The following is an 18,827-nucleotide window of genomic DNA, read 5'->3' as shown; positions in this document are numbered from 1 at the left end:
GTTACTCCTTCGCCTGCAGCGGCTTGTCCAACCGGAACCACAGGAACATGTAGGGCCCCATCGACAGCTGATAGGGCAGTTCGCTGATGCGGGGGAACGGCGTCTCTCCAATCAACTCCACGGGGATGCTGCCTTCGAACTCGCGCAGGTCCAGCACGCCCGGCTGCGCGAAGCGCGACAGGTTGCAGACGACGAGCACCGTCTGGCCCTCCCATTCGCGCACGAAGGCCAGCACCTTGCGGTTCTCCGTGGTGAGGAAGCGCAAGGAGCCCATGGCGAACACGGGGTAGCGCTGGCGGATGCCAATCATCCGCTTCACCCACTGCAGCAGGCTGGACTTCTGCCGCTCCTGGGCCTCCACGTTGATGGACTGGTAGCCGTAGACGGGGTCCGCGATGACGGGCGCGAAGAGGCGCGCGTAGTCCGCGCGGCTGAAGCCCGCGTTGCGGTCGCCGGTCCACTGCATGGGCGTGCGCACGCCGTTGCGGTCGCCCAGGTAGATGTTGTCGCCCATGCCGATCTCATCCCCGTAGTAGAGGACCGGCGTGCCGGGCAGGGTGAAGAGCAGGCTGTGCATCAGCTCGATGCGGCGCCGGCCGTTGTCCATCAGCGGCGCCAACCTGCGGCGGATGCCCAGGTTGATGCGCATGCGCGGGTCGGTGGCGTACTCCCGGTACATGTAGTCCCGGTCCTCGTCCGTCACCATCTCCAGCGTCAGCTCATCGTGGTTGCGCAGGAAGATGGCCCACTGGCAGGACTCCGGGATGTCCGGCGTCTGCTGCATGATTTCCACGATGGGCGTGCGGTCCTCGCGGCGCACCGCCATGAAGAGGCGGGGCATCACCGGGAAGTGGAAGCCCATGTGGAACTCGTCGCCCTCGCCGAAGTACACGCGCACGTCGGCGGGCCACTGGTTCGCCTCCGCGAGCAGCACCTTGCCCTGGTACTCGGAGTCGATGGTCTTGCGCAGGCGCTTGAGGAACGCGTGCGTCTCCGGGAGGTTCTCGCAGTTGGTGCCCTCGCGCTCGAAGAGGTAGGGCACGGCGTCGCAGCGGAACCCGTCCACGCCCATGTTGAGCCAGAAGCGCATGACGTCCAGCATGGCTTCCTGCACTTCGGGGTTGTCGTAGTTCAGGTCCGGCTGGTGGCTGAAGAAGCGGTGCCAGAAGTACTGCTTGGCCACCGGATCCCACGTCCAGTTGGAGCGCTCCGTGTCGGTGAAGATGATGCGCGCGCCCTTGTAGGACTCGTCCGTGTCGCTCCAGACGTACCAGTTGCGCTTGGGGCTCTTGGGGTCCCTGCGCGCCTCCTGGAACCAGGGGTGCTGGTCGCTGGTGTGATTGACGACCAGCTCGATGATGATGCGCAAGCCCCGCTTGTGGGCCTCTTCCACCAGCCGCTGGAAGTCCGCCAGCGTGCCGTAGTCCGGGTGGATGCCGTAGTAGTCCGCGATGTCGTAGCCGTCGTCGCGCAGCGGGGACGGGTAGTGCGGCAGGAGCCACAGGCAGTCCACGCCCAGCTCCTGGAGGTACGGCAGCTTTTCAATCAGGCCCGGGATGTCCCCGTGGCCGTCCCCGTTCGAGTCATGGAATGCGCGGATGTGCAGCTCGTAGATGAGCGCTTTTTTGTACCAAAGCGGATCCAGGTCCATACGCCTCTCGGAGGGAGTCACTCGAAGTAGTCGAACGCGTGTTCGGTGCGGCGGTAGCGGTATACGGCCCAGATGGCCGCGGGCTGTTCGGGCGTCAGGCGCACCTGCACGTCCGGGCCCTGCCAGAGCGAGCGCTGATCAGCCATCAGCTCCTGCACCTGATAGGTCTCCTCCGCGGTGACGCCCAGCCATTCCATGGGCACGCGGAGCAGCGCTTCCTGGGGCGCGTACGGATCCAGGCTCACCGCCACCAGCACCGTGCTGAGCCCGTCCGGCGAGCGCTTGCCGTAGAAGACGACGCGGTCGTTGTCGGACTCGAAGAAGCGCAGGGCCTGGTAGTGCTGGAGCGCGGGGTGCGCCTTGCGGATGGCGTTGAGCCTGGCGATCCAGTCGGAGATGTTGCCCGGCCGGTCCCAGTCCCAGGCGACGAGCTGGTACTTCTCCGAGTCCAGGTACTCCTCCTTGCCTGGCACCGGGCGGCCCTCGCACAGCTCGTAGCCGGAGTACATGCCCCACACGGACGACAGCGTGGCGGCCAGCGCCACGCGCAGGCGGAAGGCGCCGGGGCCCGCGTTCTGGAGGTTCTCCGGGAGGATGTCCGGCGTGTTGGGCCAGAGGTTGCCGCGGAAGTAGTCCGCCACGGGCGGCTGGGTGATCTCCTCCAGGTACGTGCGCAGCTCGTCCTTGAAGAGGCGCCAGGTGAAGTACGTGTACGACTGGGTGAAGCCCACCTTGGCCAGGGCCTTCATCACCTTGGGGCGGGTGAAGGCCTCCGACAGGAAGAGCACGTCCGGGTGCAGGTCCTGCACCTCGCGGATGAGCCAGTGCCAGAACTGCATGGGCTTGGTGTGCGGGTTGTCCACGCGGAAGGTCCGCACGCCGTTGTCCACCCAGTGCAGGACGACGGACTTGAGCTCCTTCCAGAGGGCGTCCCTCGCGGGGCCCATCCAGTCGAAGTTGACGATGTCCTCGTAGCGCTTGGGCGGGTTCTCCGCCGTCTTGATGGTGCCGTCCGGGCGGTGCTGGAACCACTCCGGATGCTCCTTCACGTACGGGTGGTCCGGCGAGCACTGGAAGGCCAGGTCCAGCGCCACTTCGATGCCATGCGCCTTCGCCGCGTCCACGAACGCGCGGAAGTCCTGCAGCGTGCCCAGCTCCGGGTGCACGGCCTTGTGGCCGCCCTCCGCGGCGCCAATGGCCCACGGGCTGCCCACGTCACCGGGCTCCGCGCGCAGGCTGTTGTTCTTGCCCTTGCGAGCGGTCCGCCCGATGGGGTGGATGGGCGGCAGGTAGACGGTGTCGAAGCCGAGCTTCTGGATGTACGGCAGCCAGGCCTGCGCGTCCTTGAACGTGCCGTGCGTCTTGCCGTCGCGCTTCGCGGAGCGGGGGAAGAACTCGTACCAGGCGGCGTTGCGCGCCTTCTCCCGGTCCACGAAGACTTCCAGCACCTTGTCGTACTTGCTGGCGAGCGTGCGGTCCGGGTGCCGTGACGCGGCGTCCGCCAGCTCGGCGGACAGCGCGACGAGGAGGTGGTCCGGCGTGGGCGGCGTGCGCAGGCGGGCCCCTGCCTCGGCGAGCAGCCGGTGGTCCTCCGCGGACTTGCCCTTCGCGCGCGCGGCGGCGCCTTCCAGCAGCGCGGCGCCCTCCAGGAGCTCGCTCTTCACGTCGCGGCCGGCATCCACCTTGCGCTTCAGCTCGTGCGCCCAGGTGCGGAAGAGATCCGGCCAGGCTTCAATCGTGAATTCGTAGCGGCCGTTGTTCGCGAGCGGGATGACGCCTTCCCAGGCGTCGTTGTTCTTGAAGGCGAGGGGGACCTCCGCCCAGTCCGTCTTCTGGGCTGCGGGGGTGACCTGGCGCCAGCGGGCGACGGCCACGAGGACGTCGTGACCTTCCTTGAAGATGTCCGCCCGGACGGTGAGGGTCTCCCCGGCGACGCGCTTGATGGCGTAGCGCCCCGCGTCCAGCTCCGGCTGGACGTTCTCGATGAACACGCTTCCGAGTCGTTCGGTCATATCGGCTGGCGGCCCCTTATAGGACTCTGAGTCAGTGGCTCCAGGCAGCAATGTGCGGGTGTTGTTGATTGAAGATGGCTGCCGCCCGGTCGCGTTGGCCTGTCAACGTTAGGAACGGAGGGAGCGCTCGCCCAGCCCGAGGGGCTGGGTGGACGGGTCCCAATGGTTGAAGCTGGGATCCGCCCCTCCGGTTGCGGTATCCGGGACGAACATGGCGCCCAACGACTCCGCTGCCCAGCAAGCGAGTGACCTGTCGGCCGACCGCGACCTGCTGAAGCAGGTGGCGCTCGGCGACGCGGCGGCCATGCGGGACGTCTACGCGAGGTGTTCCGCGCGGGCGTTCGCCATCTCGGTGCGGCTGTTGCCCACGCGCGCGGACGCGGAGGAGATGCTGCAGGAGACCTTCCTGGAGGTCTGGCGGCGCGCGCGCGAGTTCGACCCGGAGCGCGGCGGACTGGAGACGTGGGTGACGACGATCGCGCGCACGCGGTCCATCGACCGGCTGCGTGCGCTGGGCACGGTGTCGCGGATGGTGGAGGGGGTGGCGCAGCAGCCGCCGCCGGTGAGCGCGACGCCGCCGTCACCGGATGGCTCGGCCGCCGCGGCGCAGGACCAGGGGCGGGTGCGGGCGGCGCTGGCGCAACTGCCGCCGGAGCAGCGGGAGGTGGTGCTGCTCGGGTACTTCGACGGGCTGTCCCAGAGTGAGATCGCGAGGAAGACGGGCCAGCCGCTGGGGACGGTGAAGACGCGTGCGCGGCTGGCGTTGGAGAAGCTGGCGGTGCTGCTGGACGCGCCGCCGGTCAGTGCGTCCGGCTGAGTGCACGACAGCAGCCCTGTTCCGCGGGGACGGGCGGTGGGGCAGGCCCAGGCCGCGTCCTCCTTGCCGCTGCCGGGTGGGACCCAAAGTTTGCGACTGTTTGGCGAACCCGAGGGAGGGGGCGGACATGCGCAAGATGCGGGAGACGGGGACGGCGTTGATGAGCGCGCGGGAGATGCGGCTGGTGCTGGCCAGCGCGCCGCGCAACCTGATGGAGCTGTCCCGGCGCGAGCTGATGGGGATGGTGCGGCGCGCGCGCGGACTGGTGGGCCAGTACGAGAAGCTGGCGCACCGGCTGCGCCGTGAGGCCATGCGCGTCCCCATGGGGAGCCGCGTGATGGGCGGGCGCATGGACACGCGGCGCAAGGCCGCCCTGTTCCGCAAGGCGCTGACGCGCTTCGAGTCGCAGCTGCGGCGGATGGAGATGGTGCCGGCGCGCAAGGCGAGGCCGACCCTGCGCAAGCGGCCGGCGACGAAGAAGACGCTGCGGCCCGCGGTCCGGGCCACGGCGCGGCGCAAGAAGACGGGGATGGCGAAGAAGGCGCTGCGGCCCGCGGGCTATGCGCGCAGGGGCCCGGTGAAGGCGCGCGCGCACAAGGCGCGGCGCATTCCGGCGGTGAAGGCGCAGGCGCACCGGACCGTGAAGAGGAGGACGCCCGCGCGCCGGGCCGCGACGCGGTAGCGGATTTCGGGGGAGGGAGGCCGGGTCGCGTCCAGCTCGTGGCCTGGCGAGGGGGAGGGGAGCTGGACTGTGTCCGCCCCGCTGTGGGGCGGACACGGTGGGGATTGGGTAGGCTCCCGCCCATGCGCCCATTTGACCGCGGGTTGCCACCCCTGAAGCAGGTCGCGACTCCCAGCCTCACTCGGCTGCGCGAGTTGGGCAGCGTAACGATAGCGCTGGCGGATCTGGACTCGCTGGGCAGGGCGCACGTTCGAGTTGGAGAGCTTCTCGCGTGAGCGCTCCGCGCGCTGCTTCGCGAACCTCCTGGATGCGCACGGACACAAGCAGGGATACTTCCGCGCAGGATGCTCCGGCGCGTGATGACCCTGGGGGAAAGGTCCTGAGGGGATTCGCTCTTCATCCGGGGTTCCTCCGGGAACTCGGGAGCCAGGGGCGGCGAGAGTGCCGCCCGCGGGGCCGCCCGGGGCTGACCGGACGGCGAACCGGGTTATCTCGGGAGAACCTTAAGCAATCCTTGCGCGGGAGGACCGCGACTCAGGAAAAGCGCACGCGGAACGCGGCGAGCAGCGGACCCGCTGTCCGTCCGTCCGCCGTGGACCGGGGCCCGCCCTCGGGGAGCGTCGTGCCCAGCTCCTCCAGTGCGGGCTTCATGGACTCGAAGGCGTGGAGCGCCTCCGCCGCGTTGTCGAAGAAGCGCGGATGCGACAACCAGCCGGAGATGCCGCAGGTGACGACATGGAAGGAACGCGAGTCGTCCGCTTCGTAGGTGAGGCGCAGGAGGCCGCGGAAGCCCTCGTCCCGCACGATGGTGCCGCCCTGGCTGCCCATGCCCCCGAGCGTCGCGCCGCCTTCGTAGTCGCTCCAGCCTGCATCCGTGCTCATGCCCCACGCATAGCACTCCACGGGCTGACGCGGGCGGCGTGACAGGGAGGCGCCGCGCCGTTGCTCGTGAGCCCGGGCTGGCGCAGCGAGCGGCGCTCCGGGTGGGGTTGCACGCCGGTTGTCGGCCTCCGCGCACCGCCCAACGTTTGCGGTGTGGGGGGATGCGTCATGTCCGCGGAAACAATCCATGAGCCGCGCTACACCGAGGAGATCGTTCCCTTCCTCGCGGGTGACGGCCGCGCGCTGCACCTGGTGCACCTGCGCGGTGTCGAGAAGGCGGACAAGGGGCCGGTGGTGCTGGTGCACGGCGCTGGCGTGCGCGGGAACATCTTCCGCGCGCCGGTGCGCCAGACCGTGGTCGATGCGCTGATTGAAGACGGCTACGACGTGTGGCTGGAGAACTGGCGCGCCAGCATGGACGTGGAGCCGGGCGAGTGGACCCTGGACCAGGCCGCCGTCCTGGACCATCCGCCCGCCATCCGCACCGTGCGGGAGAAGACGGGCGCGGACAAGATCAAGGCCGTCATCCACTGCCAGGGCTCCACCAGCTTCACCATGGCCGCGGTGGCGGGGCTCCTTCCGGAGGTGGACCTCATCATCACCAACGCCGTGTCGCTGCACCCGGTGGTGCCCGCGACCGCGAAGGTGAAGCTCCACTACGCCGTGCCGCTGGTCGCGCAGTTGACGCCCTTCCTGGATCCGCAGTGGGCCTACGGCGGCCCCACGCGCACGGCCCGGATGCTGACGCGCGTGGTGCAGGCCACGCATCACGAGTGCGACAACCTGGTCTGCCGCTGGACGAGCTTCACCTACGGCACGGGCTTCCCGGTGCTGTGGCGCCACGAGAACCTCAACGCCCAGACGCACGACTGGCTCCAGCACGAGTTCGGCCCCGTGCCCTTCAGCTTCTTCAAGCAGATGGACCAGTGCGTGCGCGCGGGCCACCTGGTGCCCGTGGAGGGCTTCCGCGCGCTGCCGGAGGACCTGGGCGTGCGCGAGCCCCAGACGGACGCGCGCTTCGTCTTCTTCGCGGGCGAGGAGAACCGCTGCTTCCTCGCGGAGAGCCAGCGCCGCAGCTTCGAACATCTGGAGCACTTCCACCCGGGCCGGCACGCGCTGCACCTGCTGCCGGGCTACGGCCACCTGGACGTCTTCATGGGCAAGCGCGCGTCCCAGGACGTCTTCCCCCTCATCCTCTCCGAGCTGGATCGCTCCGCGCTCCACTGACGAAAGGCCAAGCCATGTTCCTGCCCCGACGCATCCAGACCCAGTACGGCCGCTATTCGCGGGTGGATGACATCCCGTACGCGCTGCCGGTGGACTCGAAGGGGGCCCCCGCGATGGTGGCCGCCTTCACCGTGGACGCCCGCCGCGCGGCGGCCCTGCTGCCCGGCAACGAACTGCACCCGCTGCGCCTGTCGCGCGACCGCGGCGTGCTGCTCGTCTCCGTCATCGACTACAAGCAGACGGACATCGGCGCGTACATCGAGTTCAGCATCGCGCTCGCGTGCACGCACGGACGCAGGCCCGCGCCGCCGCTGTTGCCCCTGCTGTTCCAGAAGCGCTTCGGCGTGGGGCAGTACGTGGTGGACCTGCCGGTGAACACGGAGGTCTCCGTGAAGGGCGGTAAGGGCATCTGGGGCATGCCCAAGCACCTGGCCCGGCTGGACTTCCGGGTGGAGAACGGCTCCGTGAGCAGCCGCTACGACGAGGGCGGCCAGCAGGCGGTGCGCGTGCGCATCGAGCGGCCGAGGCTCGCGTGGCTGCCCTTGCGGATGGCGGCGGTGAACTACTGCGCCTTCCGGGGGATGCTGATGAAGTCCACCATCTACTTCCGGGGGCGCTTCGGCTTCCGGTTGGGGAAGCGCGCGTGGGGGACGCTGGAGCTGGGGGATCATCCGCGCGTGCAGGTGCTGCGGGACTTGAGCATCTCCCCGCGCCCGTTCCTCACCGGGTTCTTCCCGTCGTCCAGCGGCGTGCTGGATGACCACTTCGAGGCGTGGTTCCTCACCCAGCCCACACTGCCTCCGGACACGTATCCGGAGGGACTCAAGAGCGTGGTGGACCTGGGGCAGGACCAGACGCCCATGCCGCCTCCGGAGTCGGACGGAGCGCCGCAGAGGGTGCTCCAGGCCGTGGCGCCCCTGCCCGAAGCGCGTCCGCGCGAGGAAACGCGGCCATGAAACACGGCGGCCACCTGGATCTGGCGAACGCGTGCCTGCTGTTCCTGTGCACGTCCATGTACCTGGGCACGGGCTGGTCGCTGGTTCTCTTCACGTTCCCCATCGCGCCCCAGCTCACGGTGGACAACTACTACCTGCAGTTCGTGCCGCAGGTGCAGGCGGCCACGCGGTTCTTCACCTGGATGACGGCGGTCATGTTGCTGTCCGCCGGGGTGCTGGCGTGGCGCGAGCGCAAGACGGCCCTGCGCTGGTACCCGCTGGGCGTGGGGGTGGCGGTGGTGGTGGCCACGCTGCTCACGCGCATCTACATCTTCCCGTACAACGACGAGATGGCGGCCGGCATCACGTCGCCCGAACGGCTGAAAGAGGTGCTGGACGCGTGGATGCGGATGAACCGCATCCGCGTGGGGTTGTGGACGGTGCAGTGGCTGCTCACGCTGGGCTACTTCGTGCACCGGGTGCTGCGCGCGGAGCAGCCCGCGGGGGAGCGCTGGCGCCTGGGGCTGTCCGCGCCGCCGCGCCGGGAGGCCCACGCATGAGCCCGACCGCGTCGCGATGGCTGGAGCGTCAGGCCCGCGTCAACGGGCGCCCCTGGCGCTGGGCGCTCGCGGCCATCGGGTGGATCACCCTCGCGTCCGGCGCGGCGCAGATGTTCCTGCCGGGACTGGAGCTGCGGCTGTTGCACGCGGATGCGTCCGCCGCGCCCGCGCACTTCTTCCGCATCGTGGGCATGTTCATGGTGCTGTTCGGCGGCCTGCTCCTGCACGGCCTGCACGAGCCCCGCGCGAACCCCGCCGCCTTCCTGTGGACCGGCCTCCAGAAGGTGGGGGCCTGTCTGATGGTGGCGATCGCCGTGGGGCGCGACCTGCTGTCGCCCCTGGCGTTGGGAGTGGCGGCGTTCGACGCGCTGTCCGCCGTGCTGGTGCTGGGGTTCTACGCGTCGCTGCGCCAGCGCGAGCAGATCATCACCGTGCTCCGGCCGCAGACGGAGGAAGCGCCACTTCCGGCGGTCACCAGCCCTTCCGTCAGCGCCCTGCGGCTCGGGGAGGCGACCCGGAATGGCGCGCCTCCGCGGCGGCCCCTGCGCACCTTCGGGGAGGACGCGGTCGTGCAGCCTTCCCCGGCGGAGGCGCCCCGGCGTTCGCTGGTGCTCGCGGGGGGCGGCATGCGCGTCGCGTGGCAGGCGGGCGTGCTGCGCGCGCTGACGGACGCGCGGCTGACCTTCGCCCACGCGGACGGCACGTCCGGCGGCATCATCACCCTGGCGATGTGGCTGTCCGGCCAGTCCCCCGCGGAGATGTGCGAGCGGTGGCGGACGCTGGACGTGAAGGACTTCGTGTCGCTGATGCCGCTGGATGAATACGCGCGGCCCTGGAAGCTCACCGCGCTGGGGGACGCTGACGGCATCATCCAGCGTGTCTTCCCGCACCTGGGCGTGGACGTGGACGCCATCCGCGCGAACCGCGAGCGTTCCGGCACCTTCAACGTGTGCGACTTCGACCGGAAGACGAACGAGGCCATCCCGCACACGGACGTGGACCGCGACCTGCTGGTGGCGGGCATCTCCCTGCCGCTCTTCATGCCCCCGGTGGTGAAGGACGGCCACCTGTACCTGGACTCGGTGTGGATCCAGGACGCCAACGTGATGGAGGCCGTGCGCCGGGGCGCGGACGAGGTGTGGATCGTCTGGTGCATCGGCAACACGCCCCGGTACGCCGACGGCTTCTTCCGCCAGTACGTCCACATGATTGAGCTGAGCGCGAACGGCGCGCTCTTCGCCCAGTTGGAGCAGGTGCGCGAGCTCAACGCGCGCATCCTCGCGGGCGAGCACGTGCCGGGACACTCGCGGCCCATCACCGTGCACCTCATCAAACCCGAGCACCCGCTGCCCCTGGACCCGGACTTCTACGCGGGCCACGTCACGGCCGAGACCCTCATCGACCAGGGCTACTCGGACGCCTGCCGCTACCTGGCGACAGCGGACGGCCAGGGCCTGCCCCTCACCCCGGAGATCACCCAGATGACCGAACCCGCCTACGACCTGACCTTCCGCGAGACCATGGCCGGTCCGCTCGCGATGGGCACCACCGACCCCGAGGCGGGCGCCCATGACGGGCGCTCCACGCCCTTCACCATGCACTGCACCATCACCATCGACGACATGGAGGCGTTCATCCGCGACCCGGACCACGCGGCCCGGCTGGTGGCGCACGTGCAATACAAGCCGCTGGGCATGGACCTGCCCGTGCGCGAGGGGAGCTTCAACCTCTTCCGTTCCACGGATGATCCGCGCACGAAGATCATGACCTACGGCCTGCGCTTCCAGGCGAACGGCCAGGACTACTACCTGGACGGCACGAAGACGCTGCGCGACGACCCGGGCCCGGACCTCTGGCGCGACACCACGCGGCTCTACAGCTACCTGCACGCAGGCGCGGACGCGCGCGGCCCGGTGGTGGGCGCGGGCGTCCTGGTGCTGGGCATGCGCGAGTTGCTCCACCTGGTGGCCAGCATGCGCTCGTCGCGCGGGGGCGTGGAGGGCGCGGAGATGATGGCCCGCTTCGGCCACCTGTTCCTGGGCGCGCTCTGGGACCTCTACGCCCCGGAGGCGCCGGTGCGCGAGCGCGAAGGGGAGGCCACGCATGACCACGAGGGATGAGCACTTCGACGTCGTCATCGTGGGCTCGGGCTTCGGAGGTTCGGTGATGGCGTGGCGCCTGGCGGAGGCGGGGCTCCGGGTCTGCGTGCTGGAGCGGGGCAAGGCGTATCCACCGGGCTCCTTCGCGCGCAGCCCGTACGACATGCGCCGCAACTTCTGGGACCCGCGCAAGGGCCTGCACGGCCTGTTCAACCTCTGGTCCTTCCAGGGGCTGGGCGGCGTGGTGTCCGCGGGGCTGGGCGGCGGGTCGCTCATCTACGCGAACGTGCTGCTGCGCAAGGACGAGAAGACCTTCATCCACGAGGACCTCCATGACGGAGGCTACGAGGACTGGCCCGTCACCCGCGCGGACCTGGAGACGCACTACGACGCCGTGGAGCGGATGATGCGCGTGCAGCGCTATCCGCTGGAGCATCCGCCATATTCCTCCACCGCGAAGACGCTGGCCATGAAGCTCGCGGCCGAGCGCCTGGGCCGCGCGAATGACTGGCAGCTGCCGCCGCTGGCCGTGACGTTCGGCAACCCCGGCGAGGTGCCCGTCCCGGGCGAGCCCATCCGCGAGGAGTTTCCCAACCTCCACGGCCGCACGCGCACCACCTGTCACCTCTGCGGTGAATGCGACGTCGGCTGCAACACGGGCAGCAAGAACACGCTCGATTACACGTACCTGTCCGCGGCGAAGCGCGCGGGGGCGGAGCTGCGCACGCGCGCGGAGGTGACGGAGCTGTGGCCCGCGGAAGGCGGCGGCTATGTGGTGCGGTACCTGGACCACACGGACACGCCGGAGGGCGTGCCGCGCGAAGGCCCCCAGTCCATGTTGCCGCGCAGCACCGTGACGGCGGAGCGGCTGGTGCTGGCGGCGGGCACGTTCGGCACCACGTTCCTGCTCCTGAAGAACCAGCGGAGCTTCCCCGGCCTGAGCGGACGGTTGGGCACGCGCTTCTGCGGCAACGGAGACCTGCTGGGCTTCATGCGCCAGTGCCACGATTCGAGCACCGGCAAGCAGCTGCCGCGCATCCTGGAAGGAGGGCACGGGCCGGTCATCACCAGCGCGCTGCACTTCCGGAGCCAGGAGGAGGGCGGCACGGGCCGGGGCTACTACATCGAGGACGCGGGCTACCCGGAGTTCGTCAACTGGCTCTACGAAGGCGCGCACCAGGTGCCGTTGATGGAGCGAGGCCTCAAGTTGGCGTGGCGCCTGATCCGCGGTTGGACGGGACGCACGCACGACTCCGACGTGAGCGAGGAGATCGCCGAGCTCTTGGGGAACTGCCTGGGCTCCGCGACGTCGTTGCCGCTGCTGGGCATGGGGCGCGACCTTCCCACCGGCCACATGCGGCTGACGGACGATGGGATGCTGGCCATTGACTGGCGGATGGCCAGCTCGCGCGAGTACTTCAATGAGCTGCGCCAGTCGATGGCGGACATTGCTCGGACGCTGGAGGGGAGGCTGCTGCAGAACCCGCTCAGCTACTTGAGCCGGGTCATCACCGTGCACCCGCTGGGCGGCTGTCCCATGGGACGCGGGCCGGACGAGGGCGTGGTGGACGCGACGGGCGAGGCCTTTGGCCACCCGGGGCTGTACGTGGCCGACGGCTCGATGATGCCGGGCCCCGTCGGGCCCAACCCGAGCCTCACCATCGCGGCGCTCGCGGACCGGTTCGCGGATGCGCTCATCGATTCGCACCGCAGGGGCGCTCGGGGACGCGCGTGGCAGGTGAAGGAGGGGCCATGGCCGTCCGTGCCTCCGATGTGAGCCGCCTCCCGGGCCGGCGCGTCGAGCCCGCGCCCGAGCCCCAGACGCCTCCGGGCCGGAAGATGGTGTCGTGGTTCGACCCGGCCGTGCTCGCGAAGTCGGGCATGAAGGCGCTGCTGTCCGGGACGTTCGGACAGCAGGCGGACCGGCGGCTGCTGGATGCCGTCTCCCGGCCGCAGCCGCTCTGCTTCGACTACTCGGTGGACGACACCGGCCATCCGCGGGACGAGCTGTGGCTGGACTACGTGGCGGACCTGGGCGACGGCTGGGACTCCACCTACGCGGTAGCGTCCACCGTGATGGCGCCGGAGCTGGCGCTCGCGGACGATTCCGGCAAGACGCATGTCACGCGGGGCGGCGACGTGCTCGTGTTCGGCGGGGACGAGGTGTACCCGACCGCGAGCGTGGACGAATACCAGGCGCGCACGGTGGTGCCGTACGAGGACGCGCTCAACAAGCGGCGCCACCGGCCACACCTGTTCGCGGTGCCGGGCAACCATGATTGGTATGACGGACTGGTGTCCTTCACGCGCCTGTTCTGCCAGGGCCGGCGCTCCAATGGCTGGCGCACGCAGCAGCAGCGCAGCTACTTCGCGCTGAGGCTGCCGCACGGCTGGTGGCTGCTGGGCACGGACATGCAGCTGGAGTCCGACCTGGACGCGCCGCAGGTGGAGTTCTTCCAGAAGGTGGCCGGGCAGATGCGCGCCACGGACCGGATCATCCTCTGCAACGCGGAGCCCGCGTGGGTGAAGCAGCAGGTGATGCCTCACGCGGGGCGCGGCTTCCTGGACCACAACATCGACTTCCTGGAGCAGAAGGTGCTGGGCAAGAAGGTGAGCGTCTTCCTGGCGGGGGACCTGCACCACTACCGCCGGCATGAGAGCGCGGACGGGCGGCAGAAGATCATCGCGGGCGGGGGAGGGGCGTTCCTGCATCCCACGCACCTGCCCAAGGTGGATCAGCGTCCGGGCGGCTTCGTGCAGAAGGCGAGCTACCCGCCGCAGAAGACGTCCCAGTGGCTCGCCTGGCGCAACCTGCTGTTCACCGCGCTCAACCCGTGGTTCGGCGTGTTCATGGGCGTCGTCTACACGCTGCTGGGCTGGGGCATCGCCGCGAACCTCAACGAGGGGGCGGTGGGGGCGGCTTCGTTCCAGGAGGTCATCAACGCGGCGTTGCAGAGCACGGGCTCGCTGGTGCTGGGGGCGGGTGTGGTGCTGGGCACGGTCGCGTTCGCGGACCATCGCCGGGGGCTGCTCTGGAAGAGGGCCGCTGGCGTCTTGCATGGATTGGCGCACCTGGCGGTGGCGCTGCTGCTCACCTGGGGCGTGTCCGCCGTCGCCGCGCCGCTGGCGGCGGAGCTTCAGTGGAGCCTGCGGCGGGACTTCCTCAGCGGGGTGCTGCTGTTTGGTGGCGGAGCGCTGGTGGGGCCGCTGGTGGTGGGCGTGTACCTGCTGCTGTCGCTCAACGTGTTCTCCTGTCACCCCAACGAGGCGTTCTCGTCGCTGTCGATACCCGATTGGAAGAACTTCCTCCGGCTCCACTTCGACGAGGACGGCGAGCTCACGGTGTACCCGGTGGGGTTCCGGCGGGTGCCGAGGCGGTGGAAGCGGGGGAGGGGACCCGGGGATCCGGTGTGGGTGCCGGACCCGGCGGACACGCGGGCGACACCACCCCGGCTCATCGAACCGCCCATCGTCATCAGCCGGACGAAGGCGCTTCTGGGGTCGGTGGAGACCGGTCCGCCTGGACCCACGGACATGATGGTGGACGAACACCCACCCGGCGGAGCGGTTTGAGCGGCGCGGGCCAAAGTCCTACGCTGCGTCCCATATGAAGGCGATGCTCCTCTCCCTGCTCTTCCTCGGCGCCGCGCCGTCCGGCCCCGCGCCGTCGTCCCTGCCTCCCGAAGCGCTGGGGGCACCCCCGCTCGTGGATGCGTCTCCGACCGCGTGGTCGTGCACCATCGACACGCTGCGCGCGGGCAAGGAGTGCGTGTTCGAGGCGGAGGTGCCGCCTTCCAAGGGCACGAACGCGGACGTGGAGTCCGCCAACATCAAGCTGCTGAAGGACGCGTCGCGCGCCCTCTGCTCGGAGGCCGTGAGCAACGCGCGCGACGGCACGCCCGACCCCAAGCTCGTCGCCGTCTGCGAGCGCAAGTACGCGGACGTCGTGGGCCGCTGCGGCATCGAAGGCAATACGCCGGTGGTGGACGCCAAGGGCCGCTTCGCCCCCGCGGCCCGCGCCTGCTACCGCGCGCTGTCCTCCGTGCTCCAGGACGTGCAGCTGATGGCCTCCGTGGCCTCCACCTGCTGTGAGTGCGCCGCGCGCAGTCAGTGTCCCGGCAACGGCGAGAGCTGCTACGCGGCCGTGTCGCGGCAGCAGGCCGGGCCCACCACGCTCGCGTGCATGGACGAGCGCTGCCGCGACGCGTGCTCCATGATGCTGCCCTCGTCCGCGTCCATTCCGCGCCAGGCGCCATCGCACGGAAGCCAGCAGCACACCGACTCCGCCGCGCTGTAGCGCGCCCGTCGCGCTTCAGGGCCCGTGACCAGGCCGTCGGGCATGCAGGTCGCCAGGTCCGCCGTCCATCACAGCTGCGCGCTTCGCCATCGCGCTTGCAGTTCGTCGCCTTTCGCAGTCCTGCGCAGCCTCATCGCGCTTGCAGTCCGTCGCCCTTCACGGTCCCGCGCTTCGTCGTCGCGCGGAGCCTTCGCCGTCCCGGTCCCGCCGCGCTGTCGCACTTCAAGGAGCCCCGCGCCATGCCCCGTCTTCCGTTGCTGACCCTCCTGGGTGCGCTCGCCACCGGCTGCGGTGCCTCGCACTCCCACGTCGCGCTGGAGGACCGTGCCCTCACGGACGCGCCTCCGCCGCGGACGCCGCCTCCCGCGTCCCGGCGCTCCGTCGCCGCCGAGGAACCGCCCGTGTCGCCGCATGACGCCCGCGCGTTCCTGGCACGCTACTCCACGCCCGCCGCGTGCGAGGCCGCCGCCCGCAGGCTCCAGGCGACCTCTCGCGACGACGCGTGGCTGGCCTTGAAGGTGTGCGCGGAGGCCCCTGGCTTCACCCAGCTGGGCGCCGTGCTGGGCAGCGCGTGGACGGAGGACCTGCGCGTGCGTCCGGACGCCGCCAACCTCATCGCCCGCGTGGTGGCCCAGCGCGGCGGCAGCGTGGACGGCGAGCTGCGCCTGCTCCACGCGCGCAAGGTGCCCATCTTCTCGCTCGCGTCCGCCGTCGCCCAGCCGGACACCTACCGCGGCCGCTACGTGCTCATGCGCGCGCAGGTGGCCGACCAGCGCTCGGAAGGGGAGCGCCCCACGCTGTGGCTGGTGGAGCAGGGCCTCCAGTCCGTGGCCTCCCGCCGTGAGGTCGGCGTCGCCTACACCACCGACACCGTCACGGAGGCCTCTGGCGACCTGGGCGGACGGACGGCGATCACCGGAGAGGGCCGCGTGGGCGGCTCCATCTTCACCCGCGAGAGCACCACCCAGTCCGCCTCCGAGCGCAACTACGACAACCTCTCCGAGGAGACCGGCCGTGAAGCCCTGGGCCGGCTGGCCGCGCCGGATCCCTTCCTGGAGACCCGCCGCGACTACGTCATCCTCGCGCGCTTCGACGGCCTGCGCGTCACCTCCGGCATGACCACCGACGACGAGGACGAGGGCCCCAAGATCCCCGTGCTCACCATCGTCAGCTACCACCTGCCGCAGGCGCTCGCCGTCTACTGACGGGCCGCCGCGCCCGTCAGCGCTTCACCGGCGCCGCCGTCGCCGTCGCCGTCAAATCCCGCGACGGCGTGCCGGAGTAGATCTCCACGTCCGTGGCCACCCACGACCCCAGCCGCTCGCCGTAGGTCGTGTGCACCAGCACGCCCGGGTGCAGCTGGGCGCGGGCCACGCGCTTGCCGTCGCGCAGGATTCGCGTGGACGGCGCCACCACGAAGGGCCGCTCCACGCCGTCGTCGTCGCGCACCGTGAAGCCCCGCGTGCCCGAGAGCGTCACCGTGCCGTAGAAGTCCGGCACGTCCTCGGCCACCTCCGAGCCCACGCTTCCGCTCCCGTCGGTGCCTTCCTCCGTGGGAACCTCCGCCCGGGGCGAGAGCACCGCGAGCGGCGGCACCAGGCCGCTCTCCGCGACGACCCCGTCCCGCGACTGGCACGCGCTGACGCCCAGCACGAGCCCTCCGACGACGAAAAGCCACCTCCCCCATCCCTGGCGCATGGCACCCACCTCTCGTGCGTTGGTGCTCCCAAGATGGGGCGGAAACCCGGTCCGACAACCACCCCCGGCAGGGAGGCCCGCCCCAATGTCACCCGGGCCACGGGGACCGCGACCGCGAGTGGGGGCAGGGGACCGCCGTCAGTCCGGTCCGGACACGAGCCCGTGCTTGCGCAGGAGCTTCCGCAGGTAGACGCGGTCGATGCCCGCCTCGCGCGACGCCTTGGAGACGTTGCCGCCGCACCGCTCGAGCAGCGTGCGCAGGTAGTCGCGCTCGAAGCCTTCGATGAGGCGCTCCTTCGCTTCCTTGAAGGGCAGCTCCAGCGCCAGCGACAGCGTGTCCTCCGGGTCCAGGTCCGGCGACAGGGCAGGGCGCGGGGGCGGCGTGTCCGGCAGCTCCGGCAGCGCGGACTCGCCCAGGCTCACCACCCGGTCCACCACGTTGCGCAGCTCCCGCACGTTGCCCGGCCACGGGTACTGGGCGAGCAGGGCGCGCGTCTGGTCCGACAGGGCACTGGGCGGCTTGCCCATCCGCTCCAGCACGGTGTCGATGAGCAGCGGGATGTCCTCCGGGCGCTCGCGCAGGGGCGGCAGCGTCGCGCGCAGCACCGCGAGCCGGTGGAACAGGTCGCCGCGGAAGCGGCCCGCCTTCACCGCGCCCTCCAGGTCCTGGTGCGTGGCCGCCACCACCCGCACGTTCACCGAGCGGTAGTCGTTGGCGCCCACCCGCTTCACCTGCCGGCGCTCCAGCGCGCGCAACAGCCGGGGCTGCACCTCCAGGGGCAGCTCGCCCACCTCATCCAGGAAGAGGGTGCCCCCGTGCGCACGCTCGAAGGCGCCCGCCCGGTCCGCCTGCGCGCCGGTGAAGGCGCCCTTCACGTGGCCGAACAGCTCCGACTCCAACAGCTGCGGCGCCACGCCCGCCAGGTCCACGATGACGAAGGGCCCCTTGGAGCGTCCTCCATGCAGGTGCAGGCCTTCCGCGCACAGCTCCTTGCCGGTGCCCGTCTCGCCCTGGATGAGCACGTCGGACTCGCCCTGGGCCACGCGCTCCAGCAGGGTGAACACCTCGCGCATCCGGCGGCTCTGGCCCACCAGGTTGCCGAAGCGTTCCCGGTTGGACAGGGGCAGGGTGTGCGCCTTCTCTCCCTCCGGGACGAGCTTCAGCTCCGTGGTGCCCAGCGTGAGCACCGCGCCGGGGCGCACCTCCAGGGTGGTGAAGCGCATGCCCTCGCAGAACGAGCCGTTGCGCGAGCCCACGTCCACCGCCTGGATGCTGTCCTCGCGCACGTCCAGCAGCAGGTGGCTGCGAGACACCGCCCGGTCCGCGATGATCACGTCCGAGCTGGCGTCCGCGCCCACCCGGTAGCGTCCGGGCGCCAGCGGGTAGCTCTGGCCCGCGTCCGGGCCGGACAGCACCAACAGCCGCACCCGCACCCGCGCCGAGCGCATCGCCGGCAGGGCGTCCGTGCGCAGCTGCCGGTCTTCCTCCCCGCTGTCGTCCCCGAAGCGCGCCACGGCGCGGACCATAACATACGGAAACAGAAAGGCCCGGCCTCCCCGCACGCACCGGAAAGGTGCATGGCCGGAAAGAGGACGGGCCCGGGAGGAGTCCAGGAGCCTTGAGCGGCGGTCAGGCCGGCGGCTTCGCGTGCTTGTAGAAGAGCACCAGCGTGTAGCAGTGGAACTCGTTGTCAGAGGACTGGCAGACGACCCGGTCCACGATCTCCAGGTCCGCGTTGCTCTTGATCCAGCGGGTGACGTTCTCACCCAACTCTTCCCGCTCCTTGGCCTTCGTCGCGGAGAAGACCTTCACGCCCGTGAACATCGCCTGCCACTCCTTGTGGGTGGTGAGAAAAGGCTTGACCGGGGGTTATCGCACACGCCGTTTCGGGGTGTCAAAAATGCTGCGGTCCAAAAGTCGTGATCCGCGAGGGAGCGGGGGGCGCGGCGGGGTGGGGGTTTGCAGG

Annotated in this window: 16 protein-coding genes; 10 read left to right on the top strand and 6 right to left on the bottom strand. The window is 70.4% G+C overall.

Annotated features, from left to right (window positions below; all coding sequences use genetic code 11):
• Position 1: 1 nt before the first annotated feature.
• Positions 2-1,651, bottom strand: a complete 1,650-nt coding sequence (treS, locus tag D7V80_RS27170) for a maltose alpha-D-glucosyltransferase (protein ID WP_120590927.1) — start codon at positions 1,649-1,651, stop codon at positions 2-4.
• Between the two features lie 17 nt (positions 1,652-1,668).
• A complete protein-coding gene (locus tag D7V80_RS27165; protein ID WP_120590926.1) occupies positions 1,669-3,663 on the bottom strand; it encodes an alpha-1,4-glucan--maltose-1-phosphate maltosyltransferase in 1,995 nt (664 codons plus the stop codon).
• A 211-nt stretch (positions 3,664-3,874) separates the two neighbouring features.
• Between D7V80_RS27165 and D7V80_RS27160 the strand changes: the two genes are divergently transcribed.
• The gene (locus D7V80_RS27160) at positions 3,875-4,480 is read left to right on the top strand and encodes a sigma-70 family RNA polymerase sigma factor (protein ID WP_120590925.1); all 606 of its coding nucleotides are present in this window, start codon (positions 3,875-3,877) and stop codon (positions 4,478-4,480) included.
• Positions 4,481-4,607: 127 nt separating this feature from the next.
• Positions 4,608-5,162: a hypothetical protein gene (locus D7V80_RS27155; protein WP_120590924.1), complete on the top strand. Its 555-nt coding sequence runs from the start codon at positions 4,608-4,610 to the stop codon at positions 5,160-5,162.
• Between the two features lie 534 nt (positions 5,163-5,696).
• On the opposite strand, the gene D7V80_RS27150 is transcribed toward D7V80_RS27155, so the two are convergent.
• Positions 5,697-6,044: a hypothetical protein gene (locus D7V80_RS27150; protein ID WP_120590923.1), complete on the bottom strand. Its 348-nt coding sequence runs from the start codon at positions 6,042-6,044 to the stop codon at positions 5,697-5,699.
• Positions 6,045-6,212: 168 nt separating this feature from the next.
• Between D7V80_RS27150 and D7V80_RS27145 the strand changes: the two genes are divergently transcribed.
• The 8 genes from D7V80_RS27145 (at position 6,213) to D7V80_RS27110 (ending at position 16,367) form a co-directional block, all read left to right on the top strand.
• Positions 6,213-7,271: an alpha/beta fold hydrolase gene (locus D7V80_RS27145; RefSeq protein WP_120590922.1), complete on the top strand. Its 1,059-nt coding sequence runs from the start codon at positions 6,213-6,215 to the stop codon at positions 7,269-7,271.
• A 14-nt stretch (positions 7,272-7,285) separates the two neighbouring features.
• Complete coding sequence (locus D7V80_RS27140; RefSeq protein WP_120590921.1) at positions 7,286-8,227, top strand: acetoacetate decarboxylase family protein; 942 nt, start codon at positions 7,286-7,288, stop codon at positions 8,225-8,227.
• Positions 8,224-8,766 (top strand): DUF1772 domain-containing protein, encoded by a 543-nt coding sequence (locus D7V80_RS27135; protein WP_120590920.1) that lies wholly within the window; start codon positions 8,224-8,226, stop codon positions 8,764-8,766. Before D7V80_RS27140 ends, D7V80_RS27135 begins: the two co-directional genes overlap by 4 nt.
• Positions 8,763-10,886 (top strand): patatin-like phospholipase family protein, encoded by a 2,124-nt coding sequence (locus tag D7V80_RS27130; protein ID WP_120590919.1) that lies wholly within the window; start codon positions 8,763-8,765, stop codon positions 10,884-10,886. The genes D7V80_RS27135 and D7V80_RS27130 overlap by 4 nt, the downstream gene beginning before the upstream one ends.
• Positions 10,870-12,642, top strand: coding sequence for a GMC oxidoreductase (locus D7V80_RS27125; protein WP_120590918.1), 1,773 nt, complete (start codon positions 10,870-10,872; stop codon positions 12,640-12,642). The genes D7V80_RS27130 and D7V80_RS27125 overlap by 17 nt, the downstream gene beginning before the upstream one ends.
• On the top strand, positions 12,618-14,438 hold the full coding sequence (locus D7V80_RS27120) for a metallophosphoesterase (RefSeq protein ID WP_120590917.1): 1,821 nt from the start codon (positions 12,618-12,620) through the stop codon (positions 14,436-14,438). Before D7V80_RS27125 ends, D7V80_RS27120 begins: the two co-directional genes overlap by 25 nt.
• A 43-nt stretch (positions 14,439-14,481) precedes the next feature.
• Positions 14,482-15,162 carry a hypothetical protein gene (locus tag D7V80_RS27115; RefSeq protein WP_233585750.1) on the top strand — a complete coding sequence of 227 codons (681 nt, stop codon included), beginning with the start codon at positions 14,482-14,484 and terminating at the stop codon, positions 15,160-15,162.
• A gap of 239 nt (positions 15,163-15,401) precedes the next feature.
• The gene (locus tag D7V80_RS27110; RefSeq protein ID WP_120590915.1) at positions 15,402-16,367 is read left to right on the top strand and encodes a hypothetical protein; all 966 of its coding nucleotides are present in this window, start codon (positions 15,402-15,404) and stop codon (positions 16,365-16,367) included.
• 16 nt (positions 16,368-16,383) lie between these two features.
• Here D7V80_RS27110 and D7V80_RS27105 read toward each other — a convergent pair whose 3' ends face one another.
• The 3 genes from D7V80_RS27105 to D7V80_RS27095 all read right to left on the bottom strand — a co-directional run bounded on the left by D7V80_RS27105 (position 16,384) and on the right by D7V80_RS27095 (position 18,685).
• Entirely contained in the window at positions 16,384-16,860 is a 477-nt protein-coding gene (locus tag D7V80_RS27105; RefSeq protein ID WP_147447226.1) for a hypothetical protein, read from the bottom strand.
• Positions 16,861-16,998: 138 nt separating this feature from the next.
• Positions 16,999-18,387 (bottom strand): sigma 54-interacting transcriptional regulator, encoded by a 1,389-nt coding sequence (locus D7V80_RS27100; RefSeq protein ID WP_120590913.1) that lies wholly within the window; start codon positions 18,385-18,387, stop codon positions 16,999-17,001.
• Between the two features lie 103 nt (positions 18,388-18,490).
• A complete protein-coding gene (locus tag D7V80_RS27095) occupies positions 18,491-18,685 on the bottom strand; it encodes a hypothetical protein (protein WP_014397120.1) in 195 nt (64 codons plus the stop codon).
• Positions 18,686-18,827 lie beyond the last annotated feature (142 nt).

Source organism: Corallococcus sp. CA054B (genome assembly GCF_003611625.1).
In the GTDB taxonomy this organism is placed as follows: Bacteria; Myxococcota; Myxococcia; order Myxococcales; family Myxococcaceae; genus Corallococcus; species Corallococcus coralloides.
This window is presented reverse-complemented; position numbering and strand designations above follow the sequence as displayed.